General features: G+C 42.2%; 18 protein-coding genes. All 18 read right to left on the bottom strand.

Annotated features, from left to right (window positions below; translation table 11 throughout):
• Positions 1-15: 15 nt before the first annotated feature.
• Positions 16-804, bottom strand: a complete 789-nt coding sequence (locus IEW67_RS11835; protein ID WP_188633287.1) for a YmfK family protein — start codon at positions 802-804, stop codon at positions 16-18.
• A 145-nt stretch (positions 805-949) separates the two neighbouring features.
• Positions 950-1,207, bottom strand: a complete 258-nt coding sequence (locus IEW67_RS11830; RefSeq protein WP_188633286.1) for a DUF3243 domain-containing protein — start codon at positions 1,205-1,207, stop codon at positions 950-952.
• A 158-nt stretch (positions 1,208-1,365) separates the two neighbouring features.
• Positions 1,366-2,088 (bottom strand): elongation factor P 5-aminopentanone reductase, encoded by a 723-nt coding sequence (gene ymfI, locus IEW67_RS11825; RefSeq protein ID WP_188633285.1) that lies wholly within the window; start codon positions 2,086-2,088, stop codon positions 1,366-1,368.
• A 9-nt stretch (positions 2,089-2,097) separates the two neighbouring features.
• Positions 2,098-3,381: an EF-P 5-aminopentanol modification-associated protein YfmH gene (gene yfmH / locus IEW67_RS11820; RefSeq protein ID WP_188633284.1), complete on the bottom strand. Its 1,284-nt coding sequence runs from the start codon at positions 3,379-3,381 to the stop codon at positions 2,098-2,100.
• On the bottom strand, positions 3,374-4,663 hold the full coding sequence (yfmF, locus tag IEW67_RS11815) for an EF-P 5-aminopentanol modification-associated protein YfmF (RefSeq protein WP_188633283.1): 1,290 nt from the start codon (positions 4,661-4,663) through the stop codon (positions 3,374-3,376). The genes yfmH and yfmF overlap by 8 nt, the downstream gene beginning before the upstream one ends.
• A gap of 300 nt (positions 4,664-4,963) precedes the next feature.
• Positions 4,964-5,923 (bottom strand): ABC transporter permease, encoded by a 960-nt coding sequence (locus IEW67_RS11810; protein ID WP_188633282.1) that lies wholly within the window; start codon positions 5,921-5,923, stop codon positions 4,964-4,966.
• Complete coding sequence (locus tag IEW67_RS11805) at positions 5,924-6,970, bottom strand: ABC transporter permease (RefSeq protein WP_188633281.1); 1,047 nt, start codon at positions 6,968-6,970, stop codon at positions 5,924-5,926.
• Positions 6,970-8,496: an ABC transporter ATP-binding protein gene (locus IEW67_RS11800; RefSeq protein WP_188633280.1), complete on the bottom strand. Its 1,527-nt coding sequence runs from the start codon at positions 8,494-8,496 to the stop codon at positions 6,970-6,972. Before IEW67_RS11800 ends, IEW67_RS11805 begins: the two co-directional genes overlap by 1 nt.
• A 537-nt stretch (positions 8,497-9,033) precedes the next feature.
• Positions 9,034-10,158 (bottom strand): BMP family lipoprotein, encoded by a 1,125-nt coding sequence (locus tag IEW67_RS11795; RefSeq protein ID WP_188633279.1) that lies wholly within the window; start codon positions 10,156-10,158, stop codon positions 9,034-9,036.
• Between the two features lie 108 nt (positions 10,159-10,266).
• Positions 10,267-10,992, bottom strand: a complete 726-nt coding sequence (locus tag IEW67_RS11790; RefSeq protein ID WP_188633278.1) for a GntR family transcriptional regulator — start codon at positions 10,990-10,992, stop codon at positions 10,267-10,269.
• Positions 10,993-11,267: 275 nt separating this feature from the next.
• Positions 11,268-13,562 (bottom strand): FtsK/SpoIIIE family DNA translocase, encoded by a 2,295-nt coding sequence (locus tag IEW67_RS11785; RefSeq protein WP_188633277.1) that lies wholly within the window; start codon positions 13,560-13,562, stop codon positions 11,268-11,270.
• 189 nt (positions 13,563-13,751) lie between these two features.
• Positions 13,752-13,955 carry a YlzJ-like family protein gene (locus tag IEW67_RS11780; protein WP_188633276.1) on the bottom strand — a complete coding sequence of 68 codons (204 nt, stop codon included), beginning with the start codon at positions 13,953-13,955 and terminating at the stop codon, positions 13,752-13,754.
• Positions 13,955-14,692 (bottom strand): ClpP family protease, encoded by a 738-nt coding sequence (locus IEW67_RS11775; protein ID WP_188633275.1) that lies wholly within the window; start codon positions 14,690-14,692, stop codon positions 13,955-13,957. The genes IEW67_RS11780 and IEW67_RS11775 overlap by 1 nt, the downstream gene beginning before the upstream one ends.
• Before the next feature lie 120 nt (positions 14,693-14,812).
• Complete coding sequence (gene dapA, locus IEW67_RS11770; RefSeq protein WP_188633300.1) at positions 14,813-15,661, bottom strand: 4-hydroxy-tetrahydrodipicolinate synthase; 849 nt, start codon at positions 15,659-15,661, stop codon at positions 14,813-14,815.
• Between the two features lie 168 nt (positions 15,662-15,829).
• Positions 15,830-17,062, bottom strand: coding sequence for an aspartate kinase (gene dapG, locus IEW67_RS11765; protein ID WP_188633274.1), 1,233 nt, complete (start codon positions 17,060-17,062; stop codon positions 15,830-15,832).
• Positions 17,063-17,077: 15 nt separating this feature from the next.
• Complete coding sequence (gene asd, locus IEW67_RS11760) at positions 17,078-18,124, bottom strand: aspartate-semialdehyde dehydrogenase (protein ID WP_188633273.1); 1,047 nt, start codon at positions 18,122-18,124, stop codon at positions 17,078-17,080.
• Positions 18,125-18,159: 35 nt separating this feature from the next.
• On the bottom strand, positions 18,160-18,765 hold the full coding sequence (gene dpaB / locus IEW67_RS11755) for a dipicolinate synthase subunit B (protein WP_188633272.1): 606 nt from the start codon (positions 18,763-18,765) through the stop codon (positions 18,160-18,162).
• A 3-nt stretch (positions 18,766-18,768) separates the two neighbouring features.
• A complete protein-coding gene (dpaA, locus tag IEW67_RS11750; RefSeq protein WP_188633271.1) occupies positions 18,769-19,650 on the bottom strand; it encodes a dipicolinic acid synthetase subunit A in 882 nt (293 codons plus the stop codon).
• Positions 19,651-19,911 lie beyond the last annotated feature (261 nt).

Raw genomic sequence — 19,911 nt, 5'->3', positions numbered from 1 at the left:
GTAACACCATCCATTTTAAAAGTCAAACATCGAAAAGCCGTCTTCCTGGCTGAAACCATTGTTCACCGGTTCATATGTAATTTTTTCATTTTCATCGCTGCGCAGTTCGATTATATAATCGAAATCACTTAGTTTATATTCAGTAGCCTGGACGAACATATCAGGGTGTTCAACAACTTTGATGGCGGGAAGCTGCATAATTTCCCTGATAAGCTGCCAATGTTGTTCATTAGCTCGGCGTGTCGAAACAATTCCATCAATAATGTATAAATTATCATGATTATATTCATCTTTAATCAGTTCATTTCGGATTGTCTGTTTAAGCAACGTGCTGGAAACAAACAACCATCGCTTATTGGCGGAAACACTCGCCGCTACAACTGACTCTGTCTTGCCAACGCGCGGCATTCCACGAATTCCGATTAATTTGTGCCCTTCTTTTTTAAACAATTCAGCCATAAAATCGACTAAAATCCCCAAATCATCTCTGACAAACCGGAATGTTTTCCTGTCATCCGCATCACTTTGAATATAACGTCCGTGTCTGACTGCAAGTTTATCACGCAGTTTTGGTTTGCGTATTTTTTTTATCTCAATCGTATCCATTGTTTGCATAATTGATTTTAACCTTGTGATCTGCTCTTCTTTCCTGGAAAGAAGCAGCATACCCCGCCGGGATACAGCCACGCCATTAATGGATATGATATTAATGGAAAGCATGCCTAAAAGCGAGGAGATATCCCCAAGTAAACCAGGGCGATTATATTTTATTTCATATTCAAGGTACCACTCTGTTTTCTCCATAGCAAACTCCTCTGTTTTGTACATAATGAATTATATTGCTATATTACTATAATAAAGTATTTCACGTATGAAGAAAAGGAGATTATTGTTTTATTCAGGAAAAAATAAAGAAGCTGCATACCCGGGCAGCTTCTTTATCTTTTATTTATGCATTTCCTTGGTTTTGAACCAATTTAACCATTGCGCTGGCGATTGACTGCCTCTCATCCTCCGATGCAGCAGTCCAAATTTCCTGCAACACGGCTTCTTCGTTGTTTTTTGCATCTGTATTGGACGCCAGATAATCGCCAACTTCATAAGCCATATTCGATATGGTTTGTTGCCCCATCCCCTGAGACTCAGCCTGCTGAAGTCTGTCGGCCAAAAAAGCTTTCCATGTGTCAAAATTATCAAGAACAGACATTTAAATTTGCCTCCTTCACATTTTTTACATGGATAGTATTTGATTTATACGCCTGTTTATGCATGATTTTTTAATAACGTCAGAAAGTATAAAATATGGATGACCTTATAAGAAAAGCTTCAGCATTCGCTATAAGGCGAGGCGAATGCCGAGTTTTTCTAAGGCCTCCAACCGCCGCTTACATGTATGATCTCTCCATGGACATAATCTGACTGGTCATTCATAAGAAAACTGACGGTGTTGGCAACATCATCCGAAGTTCCGGCACGGTTGGCCGGAATGTCCTGAATTATTTTCGCTCGTTCCTCTTCTGACAGGTGTTGATTCATTTTCGTATCGATAAAGCCGGGGCTTACTGCATTCACTGTAATACCGGATGAACCTGTTTCTTTGGCCAGCGCTTTTACAAAACTGTTTTGTGCACCCTTAACAGATGAGTAAATCACCTCATTGCCGGCACCGGATTCTCCCCATATCGATGTGATAAAAATAATCCTCCCCCGCTGCTCACGGATCATCAACGGAAGTATATGTTTTGTTATCACCCACGGAGCTTTCACATGTAATGCCAGCATCGCATCCATGACGTGTTCATCGGTATACTGGAACATCCCGTAATGTGCGTTGCCACCAGCAAAGATAATGGCATCCACCGGAAAAACGAGTTGATCCAGAAGATGGCTCATTCCTGATTGATCGCTTAGATCAGCCTGAATTTCCATCAGGATTGATTCTCTTGCCAAGGACATACGATTGGTTTCCATAGCCTGTTTATTCTTATTGAAATGCAAAATCAGCTGCCAGCCATTGCCGGCAAGTTTTTTGGAAATAGCTGCTCCGATATCGCCGCTTGCACCGATTATCAATGCATTCTTCCCCATTAATATCCCCTATTCTTTCATTATTTTACAAACAGCTATACGCTCATCATCAATCCAATTTTGAACATAGTGGTTAAAGTCTTCACCCGTCAATGTCTGGATGAACGGAATAATATCGAACAGATTAGCACCTGCTGTTTCATAATGAATGTAACTGTTGGCTATGAATTCCAAAGAATTCATAGCTTTTAGCAATTGGCCGATCTTCTTCTTCTTCATGCGGTCTATTTGCTCAGGACTGAACACCGTATGACGGGTAGATATAAGCAACTCCCGGACTGTTTGGACAAATTGATCCGGGTCACGCGTGTTCCCGCCAATGAACGTATAGCCAAAATTTTTCTCCAGCGTGGTCTCAAAACAAAAGCTCGCATCGATCAGTTGTTGCTCATAAAGTTGCTGATAAAATGACCCGCCTTTTGAAAAATAAAAATCGACAATCATATCCTGCAGCAGATCTTTTTTCAAAAATTCATCACCGCTCAGTTCAAATGATGACTCCTTAATACCGACTGTACATTTCGGGACGGATACAGGCATTGTCATTTTGTTCTCTTGCTTGGCTGCCGCAGCGGGCTCGTCCGGATAATCACGTTTAATAGTCTTCAGTTGGGCAAAATTTTTGGATGCCTGATTTCGCCGGATCAGATTGATTAACCGTTGTTCATCAAAATTACCGGCAATGAACAATGTCATATTTTCAGGATGATAAAATGTATTGTAGCAGGTATATAAATCATCTTTTGTAATCGTAGAAATGGAATCAACCGTGCCCGCAATATCAATTTTTACCGGATGATGATGGAATAGAGCCCGCAGTGTACCCATGAATGATTGCCAGTCCGGCTGATCATTGTACATTTCAATTTCCTGTGCGATAATCCCTTTTTCTTTCTCAACCGATTCGTCAGAAAAGTATGGATTCTGAACAAAATCAAGCAATGTTTCAATATTTTTTTCAATTTGGCCGGTAGCACTGAATAAATAAGCTGTTTTAGTAAACGAAGTATAAGCATTTGGTGATGCACCTTGCTTGCCGAAATCGGCAAATACATCCCGGTCCTCTTTTTCAAACATTTTGTGCTCAAGAAAGTGTGCGACACCTTCAGGAACAGTTATTCGCTTCGTTCCATTGATTGGGACAAATGTCTGGTCAATCGAGCCGAAATTAGTCGAAAATATACTGTATGTTTTGGCCATTTCCGACTTAGGCAGCAGGGAAACAGTCAGGCCATTTTCCAGTTTCTCCTTGTAGACGGTCTCTCCAATTTGGTCATATACCATTTTATCCATCGGTATCACCTTCCTGACTGGTCAATAGGTAAATGGTATCCAGATCCAATTTGTTGGCGACCTGTATAACCTCGTCTTTTTTGACATGTTTAATGCCATCAATCAGCGCTTCCGGGGAAAGAGTTATTTCACCGGCAACCTGCTGATAAAGCAATTCCATCATCCCTAGTGAGTTGTCCATCGTTTCAAGCAGTTGGTTAACGATCAAATCTTTCGTATTGGTCATCTCTTCTTCGGTGAATTCCCCTTTTTTCATAGCATGCACCTGTTCTTTCATGATATCTCTCGCATGCTCATAATCTTGAGGCGCGATACCGCCAAAAATAAACAATAAGCCTTTGTGGCTTTCAAACTTTGATGCAGCATAGTAGGCCAGACTATTCTTTTCCCGCACATTAATAAATAATTTGGAACTTGGAAAACCACCCAATAAACCATTAAAAACCTGCAAAGCAGCGTAATCTTCATCCCCAAATGTTACATGGGTCCGGTAACCGAAATGCAGCTTCGCCTGTTGAATTTGCTGTTTTTCTATAACGATATTCGGCTGATCCGGATATTTTTCCGTGTCTCGAATAACTTTCTTAGGCTCGAAGCAGTCATCACGCTGAAAAGCCGGAAGCATTTTGGCTTTCAAAGCTTTGCTGTTCATATCGCCGGCTACATAAATATCAAGCCGATCATTCTGCAGCATTGACCGGTAATAGGTGTACAGATTTTCAGCCGTTATTCGTTCTATATCGTCTTCATAACCATGGATGTGCAGTTTATACCGTTCATCGTGACACATCTCGTCAATCAGACGCATATTGGCAAAAAGCATTTTATCATCTGTTGCGGCATTGATTTTCTGTCTGAGCGTATCCTTTTCCCTGGATACAACCATTTGAGGAAAAGCGTTGTGTTCTTGATTCGGTTCATAAATGATCTCTCGGAATAACGCCACAGCTTCATCAATGATATCGGACTCATGCGAAATGAATTTTTGATTAGCTGTTTCAAGACGAATGGTCACAATGTGATGATTCCCTTTTTTGGTGCTGTTGATTGATAGAACGGCTCCATATAAACGATCCAGTTTCGTCTGCAGTACACGCCGATTCGGATAAGATTGTGTCCCCTGCTGCAGAACATATGGAAGTAATGCGCGTTGTGTTACCGTTTCTTGTTCCAACGGCGCTTTAAATTTAGCCGTGAAGGATATCGTTTTGAATTTTTCGGTAGGTACAAAGTGAAAATGAACGCCATTTTCAGTCACTACCTCTTCATAAGGCTCATGCATTCCTCAGGATCCTCCCTTACGTATGTCTTAAAACCTGTACTTCTTATTGTGGCTCATACATATTATATTATAGCTAAAACCTGGACCGCTTATTAGAAAAACTCGGCATTCGCCTCGTCTTATAGCGAATGCCGAAGCTTTTCTTATAAGGTCGTCCATAATTTATACTTTCTGACGTTATTAGAAAACTTGGCATATCGACAAGCTTTAATGGCGAAAGCCTTAGTTGGCACTTATGCAGTAAGAAGCATTTATACTTCCTTAACTGCTAAAAAACAACTCAGGCTTTCAGGCTAACCATTATCTTGTCCCTTTAATATAAGGTTCACCATTGGCTTTTGGAGCTTCTGCACGTCCAATGAAACCAGCCAATGCCAAAATCGTCAATACATATGGGGCAATCAACAGAAAGACTTGCGGTACATCTTCAAGAAACGGAACACCGCCGCTGATAACACTCAGGCTCTGGGCAAAACCAAAGAACAAAGCTGCTCCCATTGCACCTAATGGGTGCCATTTTCCAAAAATAACAGCCGCAAGTGACATAAACCCTTGTCCCACAATGGTCGCATGGGAGAAATTCAACACGATTGTTAAAGCGAATACGGATCCTCCCAAACCACCAAGTGCTCCTGACAAAATAACGGCAATATAACGCATCCTAGGAACATTTATTCCATTCGTATCAGCTGCCATCGGATGCTCACCAACAGAACGCAGACGTAGTCCAAAAGGCGTTTTATAAAGCACCAACCATGCTGCAAATGCCAGAGCGACAGCCACATAAGAGGTTAAATAAATCCCTTGGAAAAATATCGCCCCAATAATCGGAATATCTGCCAGAAGCGGAATATCACTTGTGAAAAATTGTTGTGAAACAATATCTGTCTGCCCTTTGCCATACCATTGCTTAGTGAGAAACACACCTAAACCTAAAGCCAGGAAATTAATAGCAACCCCACTGACAACCTGGTCTGCTCGAAACGAGACGGCCGCGACCGCATGGATCAACGAGAAAATGGCTGATATGACCGCCGCAGCAATAATCGATACCCACGGGGTCCATGATCCAAATACATCAGCGAACGTCAGGTTAAAGACAATGCCAACAAATGCACCCATAACCATCAGACCTTCCAGTCCAATGTTGATGACACCGGACCTTTCACTGAATACCCCGCCCAACGCCGTAAATATTAAAGGTGCCGAAAAGAATAATGCCTGCGGAATAATCGATTGCAATAGATCAAACAAGCTCATTTATTTGCCCTCCTTTTTAAAACGAAGCAGTATCCAGCGAATAATATAGCTTGATGCGACACAGAAAATAATGAGCGCAATAATAACATCGACTAATTCAGTTGGCACGCCTGCTTCAGTCGGCATATTTAACGCGCCCACTTTAAGCGCTCCGAACAGAAATGCAGCAAGCACAACGCCAAAGGCAGTATTGGCTCCCAGCAATGCTACCGCTATTCCATCAAAACCTAAATTATTAAACCCCGACTGAACGGACATATACCCGAATGTGCCCAGTCCTTCCATGGCACCTGCCAAACCGGCAAATGCACCAGAGATGATCATGGATAGTATAATATTCCATTTAACGTTCATACCTGCATATTTTGAAGCATATTCGTTATATCCGACTGATTTCAGTTCATATCCCATTGATGTCCGCTCAATAATAAACCACATGATAACAGCAGCAAATAATGCGATAAAAATACCATAATGCATACGTGAGAAATAAGTTAAATTCTGAAACCACTCGGAGGCTAATGAAGCTGTGGCTGCGACATCGGGTGTTTTATCCTCATTATCGGAAAGAACATTGCGGACAATGGCATTGGCTGAATACAGGGCTGTGTAATTCAGCATAATCGTAACAATCACCTCATGAACACCGCGGCTTGCTTTTAAAATGCCTGGGATAAATCCCCAAAAGGCGCCGGCAACCGCAGCAGCGATAATTGCTAACGGAAGATGAATGACCATAGGTGCTTCAACTGTTGTCCCTACCCATACGGCTGCAAGCCAGCCTACAATAACCTGGCCTTCCGCACCGATATTCAGGAGTCCTGATCTGAAAGCAAATGCAACTGCCAAGCCGGTAAATATGTAAGGCGTCACCTGACGGATGGTTTCGCCAAAATAATATAAATCACCAAACGCACCATTCCATAAAGCAGTGTATCCTGTTATCGGATTATAGCCAAAACCAAGCATCATGAATGCTCCGGCCAGAAGACCGATAAGCACAGAGATAACCGGGACAAGAATATTAAATAGTCTATTAGCGTTCACTATTTGTCACCTGCCTTTTCCGTACTGCTGCCTGCCATCAGTAAACCCAGTTCATTTTCATCCGTTTCTTCGGGAATAACCTCGGCAACATTTTTACCATCAAACATAACGGCAATCCGATCACTAACATCCAATATTTCATCCAATTCAAACGAAACCAGCAGAATGGCTTTTCCTTTGTCACGTTCTTCTATTAATTTGTTATGAATAAATTCTATTGCGCCGACATCCAACCCCCGTGTCGGCTGGGCTGCTATCAACAGATCAGGAGAGCGGTCAACTTCGCGGCCGATAATCGCTTTTTGCTGATTTCCGCCTGACAAAGCCCGTGCTTTAGTGTGCACGCCTGGTGTTCTGACGTCGTATTCATTAATTAGCTGCTCTGCCTTTAGGAAGATCTCTTTATAGTTGAGAGTTTTATATTTGGAAAAAGGCTTTTGATAATATGTCTGAAGTACCATGTTCTCTCCAATTGAATAATCAAGAACAAGACCATATTTATGCCGGTCCTGCGGAATATGGCCGATTCCGCTCTCTGTAACTTTACGTGGCGATAGATTCGTAATGTCGCGATTCTTTAACCGGACAGAACCGGATTCTGTCTTCAACAGGCCGGTAATCGCTTCGAGCAGTTCCGATTGTCCATTGCCATCAACACCTGCGATCCCAACAATCTCTCCTGCTCGAACTTCCAATTCCATGCCTTTAACCATGTCAACTTTGCGTTTATCTTTTACTTTTAAATTCCGGATACTCAGTATCGTTTCCTTTGGATTGGCAGGCCGCTTGACAGTATTAAAACTGATATTCCTGCCGACCATAAGTGATGCCAGGTCTGTGACAGATGTATCCTTCACATCCAGAGTATCAATTCCGACACCTTTACGTATGACGGTACACCGGTCACTGATCTTCATTATCTCCTTCAGTTTGTGCGTGATTAAAATGATTGATTTTCCTTCTGCAATCAATGAATGCATAATACCCATCAGCTCGGTGATTTCCTGCGGCGTCAATACAGCGGTCGGTTCGTCGAAAATTAAAACCTCCGCACCGCGGTACAATGTTTTGAGTATTTCAACACGCTGCTGCATCCCCACTGATATATCCCTTATTTTAGCGGTAGCATCCACTTCAAGTCCATACCGATCTGATAATTCCTGAACCTCCCGCTCAGCCTCTTTAAAATTGATTTTACCGAATTTCGTCGGTTCACTTCCCAGAATGATATTTTGGGTCACCGTAAATGGCTCCACCAGCATAAAATGCTGATGCACCATCCCGATACCAAGATCATTCGCGACATTCGGATCAGTTATTTTAACGGTTTTACCATTTACACGAATTTCACCTTTTTCGGGCTGATACAATCCGAAAAGCACATTCATAAGGGTTGATTTTCCAGCGCCATTTTCACCTAACAAAGCATGAATTTCACCTTTTTTTACCTGAAGTGTAACGTTATCATTGGCTATAACACCGGGAAATTCCTTCCGAATGTCTATCATTTCAACAACATAATCCAAGTTGAACACTCCTTTAAGTTCTTAACGGCTGATTAAATCAAGGGAGCAAGCGATCGTTAGATTGTTTAGAAAAACGTAGCATTCGCCTCGCCCTTTAGCGAATGGCGAAAATTTTTTATAAGTGCGTGTTCAAAAAGGAGGATAAAAAGGACCAAGAAGTTCGAGGCGGCGCAGTTTCGAGCAGCGGAATGTATGCTTTTAGATACATGAGCAGCGGAGAAACAAGCCAACGAAGAAATTCGAAGTGTCATTTTTACCGGACTTTTTGAACAACCTCTATAAGGTCGTCCTTAATTTATAACTTTCTGGCGTTACAAATAAGAAGGGCAAGGATAAATCTCTTTAATTGAGAATTTACATTCAATTCGAAAGAAAAAGACTGGCTATACCAGCCTTTTCTATAAAAGATAACGTTATTCAGCAAAACGATTTTCAAATGAATAGAATCGCAACTTCATGGTGAGTAATATCCCGCTTAGCATTCATGGTTAAGACTTCAAGCAGCGTTAGTCACCGCTGAATCGCACTCAATCTGTCTTACAATGCATCCAAGTAGCTGTCCAGTTCATCATGTGTTTGTGGTACATCGACCTCACCATCTATGATCTTTTGTTTCCATTTATCAACAGCTTCAGCGATTTCTTTGGTATAATCCTCTTCATTCGTATCCGCAAGTCCTACACCTTCATCTTCCACACCAAATTCGAGCACTTCACCACCGGGAAATTCACCTTCCATCGCCATATTGCTTACCTGTTGAACGGAGTTTCCAACCCGTTTGACCATAGAAGTCAATGTCACATTCTGATCACCGATTTGTCCTTCTTTATGTTGGTCACGGTCTACACCAATTACCCAGATTTTACGTTCGGGATCATTATTCTTGATATCCTTAGCCTGCGCAAACACACCGTTTCCGGTGGCACCTGATGAGTGGTAGATAACATCGATATCGTTTTTATACATATTCGAAGCAATTAATTTGCCCTCATCAGGCGCATCAAAAGCACCTGCATACTGAACTTCCACTTCAATATCCGGGTTAACCGTTTTAACGCCTGCTACAAATCCCGATTCGAATTTATTAATCAAATCGGAGTCCGTTCCCCCGATAAAGCCAACCTTGTCTGTGTTTGTTTTGTTTGCTGCTGCAACTCCCGCAAGAAAAGAACCTTCATGATCGGCGAATGTGATACTGGCGATGTTATCACCTTCAACCACAGAGTCAACAATCGCAAACTTTGTGTCCGGATATTGACCCGCGACATCTTTAATCGCATCTGCCAGTTTATAGCCAATACCGAAAACGATATTATAATCTTCACGTACCATACGGTTCAGGTTCGGCGCATAGTCGGAATCACTATTCGACTGTGCGTAATCAAAACCCTGGCCTTGTTCCATACCATGTTCTTCGCCCCATGCCTGTAGTCCTTCCCATGCTGACTGGTTAAAAGATTTATCATCTACACCGCCGACATCTGTTACCATCCCGGCCGAAAAATCTGAAGAACCTTCACTTGACTCACTACCTCCATTGTTCGAGCCATTATCAGAGCCTGAGCTTTCTTCTTTAGAATCATTGCCGCCGCCACATGCTGCCAAAAGCATACCCATACTTAACATTAAAGCAAGAAATAAAATAAGTTTTCGATTATTCACATTCCATACCCCCTAAATAATAAATGACGCTGGATAACATACGTTACGGGCAAAAGACACATTTGATACTATTGCACAATCACCTCCTTAATGAATAGTTGAAATCCCTTACATGCGTTTTCTTAAAACGTGGAAACTGAATACATCTGCTCGGAAGAAGTTCGCAGAATACAGCACCGGTTCATCATCGTCCGTATAGTGCATTTGCTTAAGAAGCAGCAATGACTGCTCAGGATCACATTTTAGGATTTCATAAATCCGGGCGTTATAACTGACAGGCTCAATATATGTTACAGCATAAGCTATTTGTTTTCCGGAGAATTCTTCCATCAATCTGAATAAGGAGTCTGTTTTATGGACACGATTCAAAGGGATTAAACCCTCCGGCAATTTGTCAATACAAAATACAACAGGATCATTATCTGCCGTTCTGACACGTTCTATCTTTACCAGAGAACTGATTTGTTTCGGCTCAAACTTGACCTGTTCACCTTCCGACGGTTCCAAAATTTCAGTAGAAAGAAACTGCGAACCGGCTGTTTTGCCGGATTGTTCGATCATATATGTCACACTGTTCAGCTGCTCAATCCCCGACGAAAAAATAGACTTGGGGTTAACGAATGTACCTACACCATGCCGACGTGTCACAATGTTTTCCTCTTCTAGAATACGTAATGCTTCTCGCAGTGTCGCACGGGAGACCCCCAATTCTTTTGAAAGTTGAAATTCCGACGGCAGTTTTTGTTTCGCTTTGAATTGACCGCTTTCAATATCACGTTTTATTTGATCAATAACTTGTAAATATAAGTGGCGCGAATCGATTTTCAGCGACATGACATCCCCCTATCCTTTATTGTTTACATTTTGCTAAGTATGTACTGCCATGTCAGAGATCTGACATCTGACGTATGACTAAGCGATATTGCGACATAAATATAACATGTTCCACATGATAAATAAACAGATATAGGTCAAATTTTTTGAAATTTATTTACAGACAAATTTCAAACCCGAGATCGATTATTCCGGAACACCGGCTACTACGTAAACCATACTAAGTGACAAAAACGGACAGCCTTTGAAAAGGGCGTGTCCGTTCTGTGCTTGATTCAGGAGGTTTTTTCTTCATCATTTTGTGATACAAGAACCGTTCTTGGTTTACTGCCCTCATAAGGTCCGACAATCCCACGATCTTCCATTGCATCGATTAAACGAGCCGCTCTTGTATAACCAATCCGAAAGCGCCGCTGTAGCATAGAAACACTGGCACTTTGCATTTCACTTATCATTTGTACGGCATCATCATATAACTCATCATCAACATCCGTTGTAACGTCGTTTGTTTCCTCCGGGATCATTTCTTCCTGATACGAAGCTTTTTGCTGATCAATGCAATGATCAACAACCCGTTCAACTTCTTCATCCGATAAAAACGCTCCCTGCACTCTGGTAGGTTTTGAGGATCCTACCGGCATAAACAGCATATCACCGCGACCCAACAGTTTTTCGGCACCGCCTGAATCCAAAATGGTACGGGAATCAGTAGCGGAAGATACGCTAAATGCGATTCTGGAAGGAATGTTTGCCTTAATGACGCCTGTAATGACATCCACTGATGGACGCTGTGTCGCAAGGATCAGGTGAATGCCTGCTGCGCGTGCCATTTGAGCGAGTCTCGTAATGGCATCTTCAACTTCATTGGAAGCGACCATCATCAAATCAGCCAGTTCGTCTACAAGCACAACGATATATGGCAAGTTAGGCTGCTTTTCCTCTTCTGATACTGTTTGGTTATACTTGTGAATGTATTCATTGTACCCCTCGATATTACGCGTCCCTGTCTCCGAAAATAAATCATATCTTCGTTCCATTTCAGCGACCACTTTTTTTAGCGCTCTCGATGCTTTTTTCGGATCAGTCACAACAGGTGTCAATAAGTGCGGTATGCCGTTATATACGTTCAATTCAACTTTTTTGGGATCAATCATCATCATCTTAACTTCATGCGGCTTAGCACGCATCAGAATCGTCGTAATAATTCCATTTACACAAACACTCTTACCACTTCCGGTAGCACCAGCAATGAGCATATGCGGCATTTTACTCAGTTCTGACAGGACCGCATCCCCTGAAATGTCGCGGCCTAGTGCAAATAATAGTTTAGAAGATTGCTTTGTTAATGAATTATCTAAGACTTCCCTCAGTGACACTTGGGCTATTTCCTGATTAGGGACTTCGATACCGACAGCTGATTTTCCGGGGATAGGTGCCTCAATGCGGATGTCTTTTGCTGCCAGAGCAAGTGCCAGATCATCATGCAGATTAACAATCTTACTGACTTTTACACCGGCTTCGGGATACACCTCATACTTTGTAACAGCCGGCCCAACATGAACCTTGGTGACTCTTGCTTTGACTCCGAAACTGTTAAACGTCCGTTCCAGCTTTCTGACTGTTGCTTGAATTTGTGACTTTTCTTGCTGCTGTGAACTCTGAGTTGGTTCCGCAAGTATGTTGGGTGAAGGCAGTTCATATTCATGATTTTCTGCCTCAGTCATGGGCAGTGGATTAACATCATCTGCTTTTTTCTCTGCTTCACCGGCTTGAACGTTATCAGTTACCTCAGATTCACTTTCAGACTGGCTGTCTGTATCCTGTGTGTCAAAGGAATAAGCGACATCCGTAAAATCCTGAATAACCGGCTCGTCCGATGCCGTATCTTCATTAGGCTCAGGGACTGTGTTATAAGTCATGTCGCTATCTGAAGTCTCACGTCCTTTTTTGGCTGATGAGATGCGCTTCTTAATCGATTTCATCCATTCAACCAGGCGCTTGCTCCACTTGGAAAAGAATTCGCCCAATGAAAACTCTGTCATAAAAATAATTCCTATTAATATTGAAAACACAGCTACAATTTTGGCACCGACGGCAGAAAATAAAAAATAACAAAACGTAAGCAGCACAGCACCAACCATTCCGCCACCGGTTTGAAGTGCCTCACCATTACCTTCTACAAATGCAAAGAATTGCTCCCATGTTGCCTTAAGAATCGATATGTCTTCCGAGGAAGCCAGCAACCTTTCATACGTCTGAATATGTGTGAGTAATAAAATACCGGCAAAAATAATATAAAAACCTACTAATTTCTTATTGGAAAAGTAAGGATATCGACGTTTAACCATCAGTATAATCCCTGTAATAAGCAAAAATACTGAAGCGATAAAATACCAGATTCCCAGAAAAAATCTAAAAATATGCTCAAGACCTCCAGGTATGGCCCCGTCACTTATAGCACTGGCACCACTGCCAAAAATAGCAAGAAAAATAAAAAGCAAGCCAAGCAGCTCATATTTCACCTGTTTATTTAATTGATTCTTCTTTTTTCTCCTTTTTTTCTTTGCCACATTGTCACCTCGCTTCCTTTAAACACATTATAGCCTCTTATGTCAGCTTTGTTAACAGCACAATAGCAATACCAAAGAAGGAATTCAACTATAAAAATGCACTTAACAATAAACCCCTGCCAATCATCAGGGCAAGGGGTTCTTGACAATTAGTTCCATTATAGCACAATTTTCAATGTTTAGCGCCGGTTAGCGCAGAATCGTACCCGGAAGATAATCAGAGTTCATAAAATCGTTAGGGTCAGTGGAAAGCAATTGAAGGACTTGAAGTTGACCGTCTTCCATTTCTTCAACATATAACTGTTTCCCGTTATGCATAACGCACTGACGTTTTTGAAAATCCGCATCCGCTGATGGAACGATATCTGTTGTTGATAGAGGTGTGTACAGCATCACTGAATCACCTGCTCTTCAGTACCCTCATTATTATCGCCAATCATTTCATTTAATTTAACCATCGCGTGACTAACACCACCGATACCATCGATCAATCCATATTCAACTGCCTTTTCTCCAAGAACGTTCGTTCCGATATCCCGAGTCAAATTCCCCTGTGCAAACATCAGTTCTTTAAATTTTTCCCCATCAATGTTTGAATGACCAACTACAAAATCAATCACCCTGTCCTGCATCTTATCGATGTATTCAAATGTCTGCGGAACACCAATGACTAGTCCATTCAATCGAATCGGATGGATTGTCATCGTTGCAGTCGGGGCTATGAAAGAGTGATCGGCAGAAACAGCAATCGGAACACCTATCGAATGTCCACCTCCCAATACAATCGAAACAGTCGGTTTAGAAATGGAGGCTATCATTTCAGATAAAGCAAGTCCCGCTTCCACATCACCTCCGACGGTGTTCAGTAAGATAATCAGCCCTTCTATTTTAGGGTTTTGCTCAACTGCAATAAGTTGTGGCAATAAGTGTTCATATTTGGTTGTTTTATTTTGTGCAGGCAGCTGGACATGCCCTTCAACCTGTCCGATAATGGACAGCACATGAATGTTTGAGTCCGGAGCCTGTGGTACATTTGATTGACCTAATTGTTGGATTTTTTGAACCAGTGATGAATTGTTGGCCTGATCTCCTTGATTCTGATCATCTTTCTTTGACGGTTCCTTTTCCATTTATGGACACTCCTTTTCAAACGCTACTGGTTATATTAATAACTATCAGTTAGTATGAGCTCTAAAGGAGATAACCATACAAATTAAACATAAAAATATCGGCTTTTGCCGCCGATATTTTTAAGATTTTATTAAATTTCGCAGTGCTTCGCCCTCTGTATCAGACATAGCCGACAATGGAAGACGGACACCGCCAGCATCAACACCTTTCATATTCAGTGCTGTTTTGACGGGTACCGGTGAAGGCTGTGCAAACATCCCCTTCATGACCGGAAGCAATTTGCGGTGGATGGATGCCGCACGTATTACATCACCTGATTGATACGCGTCCACCATTTCTGACATATCATTACCGGCTATATGGGATACGACTGAGACAACACCTTTTGCTCCAAGTGACAGCAGTGGTAATGTAATGCTGTCCTCACCACTGTAAACACTAAAGCCATCAGCTGTATGTTCAATAACATCGGCTGCAAGATCAAGATCGCCGCTTGCTTCTTTCACAGAGACGATATTCTCGATTTGACTTAACTGTATAATGGTTTCCGCACTGATTTTCACAGCAGAGCGACCGGGAATATTATATAACATCACCGGAAGCGTTGTTTCACCTGCAATTGAGGCAAAATGACGATAAAGTCCTTCCTGGTTCGGCTTATTATAATAAGGGGCCACAAGCATAACCCCGTCTACCCCGGCCTTTTCGGCTTCTTTGGTTAATGCAATCGATGCATGTGTACTATTACTGCCTGACCCAGCTATTACCGGGACCCGATTATTCACCATTTTGACAGTATGCCTGAAAAGTGCAATCTTTTCATCAGTGGTCAGTGTGGGGGATTCACCTGTTGTTCCACCAATAACCAAACCTTCGCTTCCATTGCTCAGTAAATATTCAATCAGCTTCGTTGTTTTAGCAAAATCAACCTGACCATTCGCATCAAATGGCGTTACCATAGCCGTCATTAAATTACCAAAGCCCACAAAAACACCTTCTTAATCAAATTTTATCCCGCATATAACCGGGTTTGTTCCCCTAATAATCAGCAGAAGGTAATACGATTCCCGCTGATTGAAGACTCACTTTTGTGATCACATGCGAAAAAACGCCATCATGCCTTTTTGCACATGAACCTATACAAGGTTTTTATCCGCAGCATTTAATGCAAAAACATCATGTAACGCATTTACTGCCGGTTTTAAATCATTCTCATGGATAAGCACCCAAATGGTTGTATGACTGTCAGCTGATTGTAATATTTGAACTCCGGCGTCTGTCAGCGATTGAACAATTTTTGATGCGACACCCGGAACACCGGTCATGCCCGCTCCTACAGCAGAGACCTTTGCACAATTCTCGGTTATTTCCGGATAAAAGCCAAGTGTTTCTAAAATGTGAACCGCTTTGTTAGTGTGTGCATCAGGTACAGTATAAATCACGCCGTTAGGTGAAATATTGATAAAGTCAACGGAGATGCCAGCTTCAGCCATTGCTTTAAAAACATCCGACTGCAGCTGATGGGTTTCTTCTTTTGTCTGAACACTTATTTGTGTTATTGAAGACATATGCGCAATTCCGGTAATCAAACGATCCGGAATATCCGTATCCATTTCCTGAATTCGAGATGCTGTAATAAGCGTACCCTCATCCTCAACATATGTTGAACGTACACGCATAGGGATTTTCGCTTGCATAGCAATTTCAACGGCCCTGGGGTGAATGACTTTGGCCCCCTGATAGGCAAGATTGCAGATCTCCGTATATGTTACAATATTAAGTGGTCTTGCGGTTGACACCATACTCGGATCGGCAGTCATAATGCCGTTAACATCGGTGAAAATTTCGATCCGCTCAGCGTCAACAGCCGCTCCCATAGCAGCGGCTGTTGTGTCACTTCCGCCTCTGCCGATGGTTGTTATTTCGCCGCCTGAGGACTGACCTTGAAAACCTGCTACAACGACAACATCATGTTCTTTAAGTTCTTTTAACACACGATCCGGCTTTACCTCTTTAATTTTCGCCTGGTTAAAATCATCATTTGTGACGAAGCCTGCCTGGGCTCCTGTCAAAGCTGTTGAACTAATGTGGTTTTTTTGCAGCTCATTTGACAATACAACGGATGCAATCGTTTCACCACACGACATCAGAATATCCAATTCCCGGTTGGAATTATAGTTCTTCGGAAAATCAACAAGATCCAACAGCGAGTCTGTTGCATACGGTGCTGGTTTCCGTCCTAATGCAGATACAACAACAACCAATTTGTAATTGTTCATGAGTGCATTTTTAATATGCTGAATGACGTGAGTACGATTTTCTTCTGTCTGAACAGAGGTACCACCGAATTTCTGAATTAATATCTGCATTGTTCCACCTCTATCTTAAAGCCACTTATTAGCAATTAAACGCTCTGCAATTTGAATTGTATTCCATGCCGCACCTTTGATCAGATTATCAGACACAACCCACAAATGGAAGCCTTTATCACTATCCAAATCTTTGCGAACACGCCCGACAAACACATCTTCCTTATTGGTCGCACTCAGGGGCGTCGGGTATGTCTGTGTTGCTGGATCATCCTGAAGTGTGACACCATCAGCTCTATTTAGTACGCTCCATACATCTTCAACATTTAAACCATCTTTTTCAACATCAACATAGACACTCTCGGCATGCGATGTAAAAAACGGCAGCCTGACACATGTTGCTGAAACAGGTAAATCCTGTGCATGAAGAATTTTCTTTGATTCATTAATCATTTTCATTTCTTCAAATGTATAACCGTTTTCCTGAAACACATCGATTTGGGGGAGTGCATTAAAAGCAATTGGGTAGTGCCTCTCATCGCCTTTAACCGGCAGCAGTTCGGCTGTCATTTCCTCATTGTTTAAGAATTGTGCCGTCTGGGTTCTCAATTCCTCGTTTGCGTGGTTTCCTGCTCCGGACACCGCCTGGTAGGTTGAAACAATAACCCGGCTCAGACCAAATGCTTCCTGAATTGGTTTCAAGACCGCAACCATTTGAATCGTGGAACAGTTTGGATTTGCTATGATACCATTGTGCGACTTAATATCCGCCTCATTTACCTCAGGCACAACCAGCGGCACGTCGTCAGCCATTCTATATGCACTCGTGTTATCAACAACAACAGCACCGCGTTTTACCGCTTCAGGTGCTAATTGTTTTGAAATCGATCCTCCGGCTGAGAATAAAGCAATATCTATATTACTGAAACTTTCCGGCTGAGCTTCTTCAACCATCAGCTCCTGATTGTTAAATGTCACTTTTTTGCCTGCAGATCGTTCAGACGATAATAGTTTCAACTCTTTAATTGGTAAATCCTTCTTTTCGAGTATCTTAATGATCTTTTCCCCGACTGCTCCAGTAGCTCCCACTACTGCAACGTTAACTGGATTATGTTCTGCCATTCCGTAAGACACCTCTCTAAAAGTTTGGTTTCATCTTATTCTATCATATTATCATCAATATGAGGAATGATCACTGGTTGAAGTTGCTGTTCCTTTAATGCCGAGTCAACAGTATCATACAATAAATCCATATAAGATACGAGTGAATTGGGCTTCTTATAGGGATTATCCTGGCCATATGGAATAAAATAAAAGAATTTACTTGCCATGAGCCGCATCAAATTGACACCATTCAATCCCAGGGCGTCGTTCGTAGATATTCCCAGAACAATTGGGTTCTGGTTGCGTATGGTAGCCTTTACGGCCATTAAAACCGGGGTGTCGGTCAATGCATTTGCCAGCTTGCTCATGGAATTCCCCGTCAGCGGTGCAACGACCATGCAGTCAAGCGGAAGTTCAGGTCCTAACGGCTCTGCATCCGGAATCGTTTTAATAGCACGTTTGCCGGTAATGGATTCAATTTTTGCAACGTGATCAGCCGCTTTGCCGAATTTAGTATCCGTATTTTGGACTGTATAGGATACAATAGGGACTACATCTGCCCCGGCATCCATCAGTTTTTTTAGCTGCGGAAATACCTGAGCATACGTGCAGTGTGACCCGGTCACACCAAAGCCAATTCGCTTTCCTTTTAATCCCATCAACTATTCTCCTCTCTTTACAAGCAGAAATTGTTTAATAACATCAGCCAAAATCTTTCCGGCGGTTTTCGGAGCAACAATACCAGGCAGGCTTTTTGCTAAAATCGCTTTAATACCCCGCTGCTTCGCGTAATCAAAATCGGTGCCGCCAGGTTTCGATGCAAGATCAAATATAATACCATGCGGCGGTAGATGCTGAATGGCATCTTTTGTAACAACCTGAGCAGGTACCGTATTAATTAATAAATCGCACTCATGGGTAAACTTGTGCAATTCATTAAACGGGATAGCAGTATGCCCCAACTCGGTTATTCTGGCCAGATCCATAATGCTTTTGGCACAGACCGAAACCTTGGCACCAAGCGCTGAAAATTTATTAGCTACTGTGTTTCCTACCCGGCCAAACCCGACAACAATGACACGGGATGAATGAATCGTGTAATTGGTATGTTCAATCGCCATCATGATCATACCTTCAGCTGTTGGAATCGAATTATAAATGGCCACATCATCCCGGTTAAGTAATGGAATAAGTTCTACATTTGATGATTTGCTCACAGCATCCAAATAGTCATTGGAAATGCCAGTGAATACAGCCGTGTTTTCCCCAAGCCCTTCAAACCATTCATCCGTCAATTGAACTTTCTGATCGGAGAAAACCGTCTCCACATATCCTTGGCGGTCGGTCCCGGTGATCGGCAAAATGATGGCATCCATCTTCTCTTGGTCCAAATCGGCAAAGTCGGTTTGGTTTAAGCCGGTAAACCCTTGTTCCAGTTTGTCAAAGCCTACCAGTGAAATTCTCGTATCAGGCAATGCCTGAAGCTGGCGTATTAGCTCCAGATAGCGTGCATCACCGCCTATTACGGCAATCTGTTGCGTCATGACTTAAAATCCCTCCGTACTGCTTCGTCTAAATAGATGTTTCAAAATAGTTTATGTAGTTATCATAAGTTAGTGATTGGGAGAACCAGAAAAATTTGGTATAGGTCTTGTATTAATCGCATAAGTGTTTAAAAATAATCGAGTAGGAGACTAATCATTAGTTGATTAGTCGTCCTCTCACACCACCGTACGTACGGTTCCGTATACGGCGGTTCAATAGTTTGAGTACGCACGCCTATATAGTTGATTCAGGTCTTTTAG

The sequence above is a fragment of the Lentibacillus kapialis genome, from assembly GCF_014646635.1.
Classification (GTDB): Bacteria; Bacillota; Bacilli; order Bacillales; family Amphibacillaceae; genus Lentibacillus; species Lentibacillus kapialis.
Note: the sequence above shows the minus strand (reverse complement) of the source record. Positions and strands in the feature narration are given on the sequence as shown.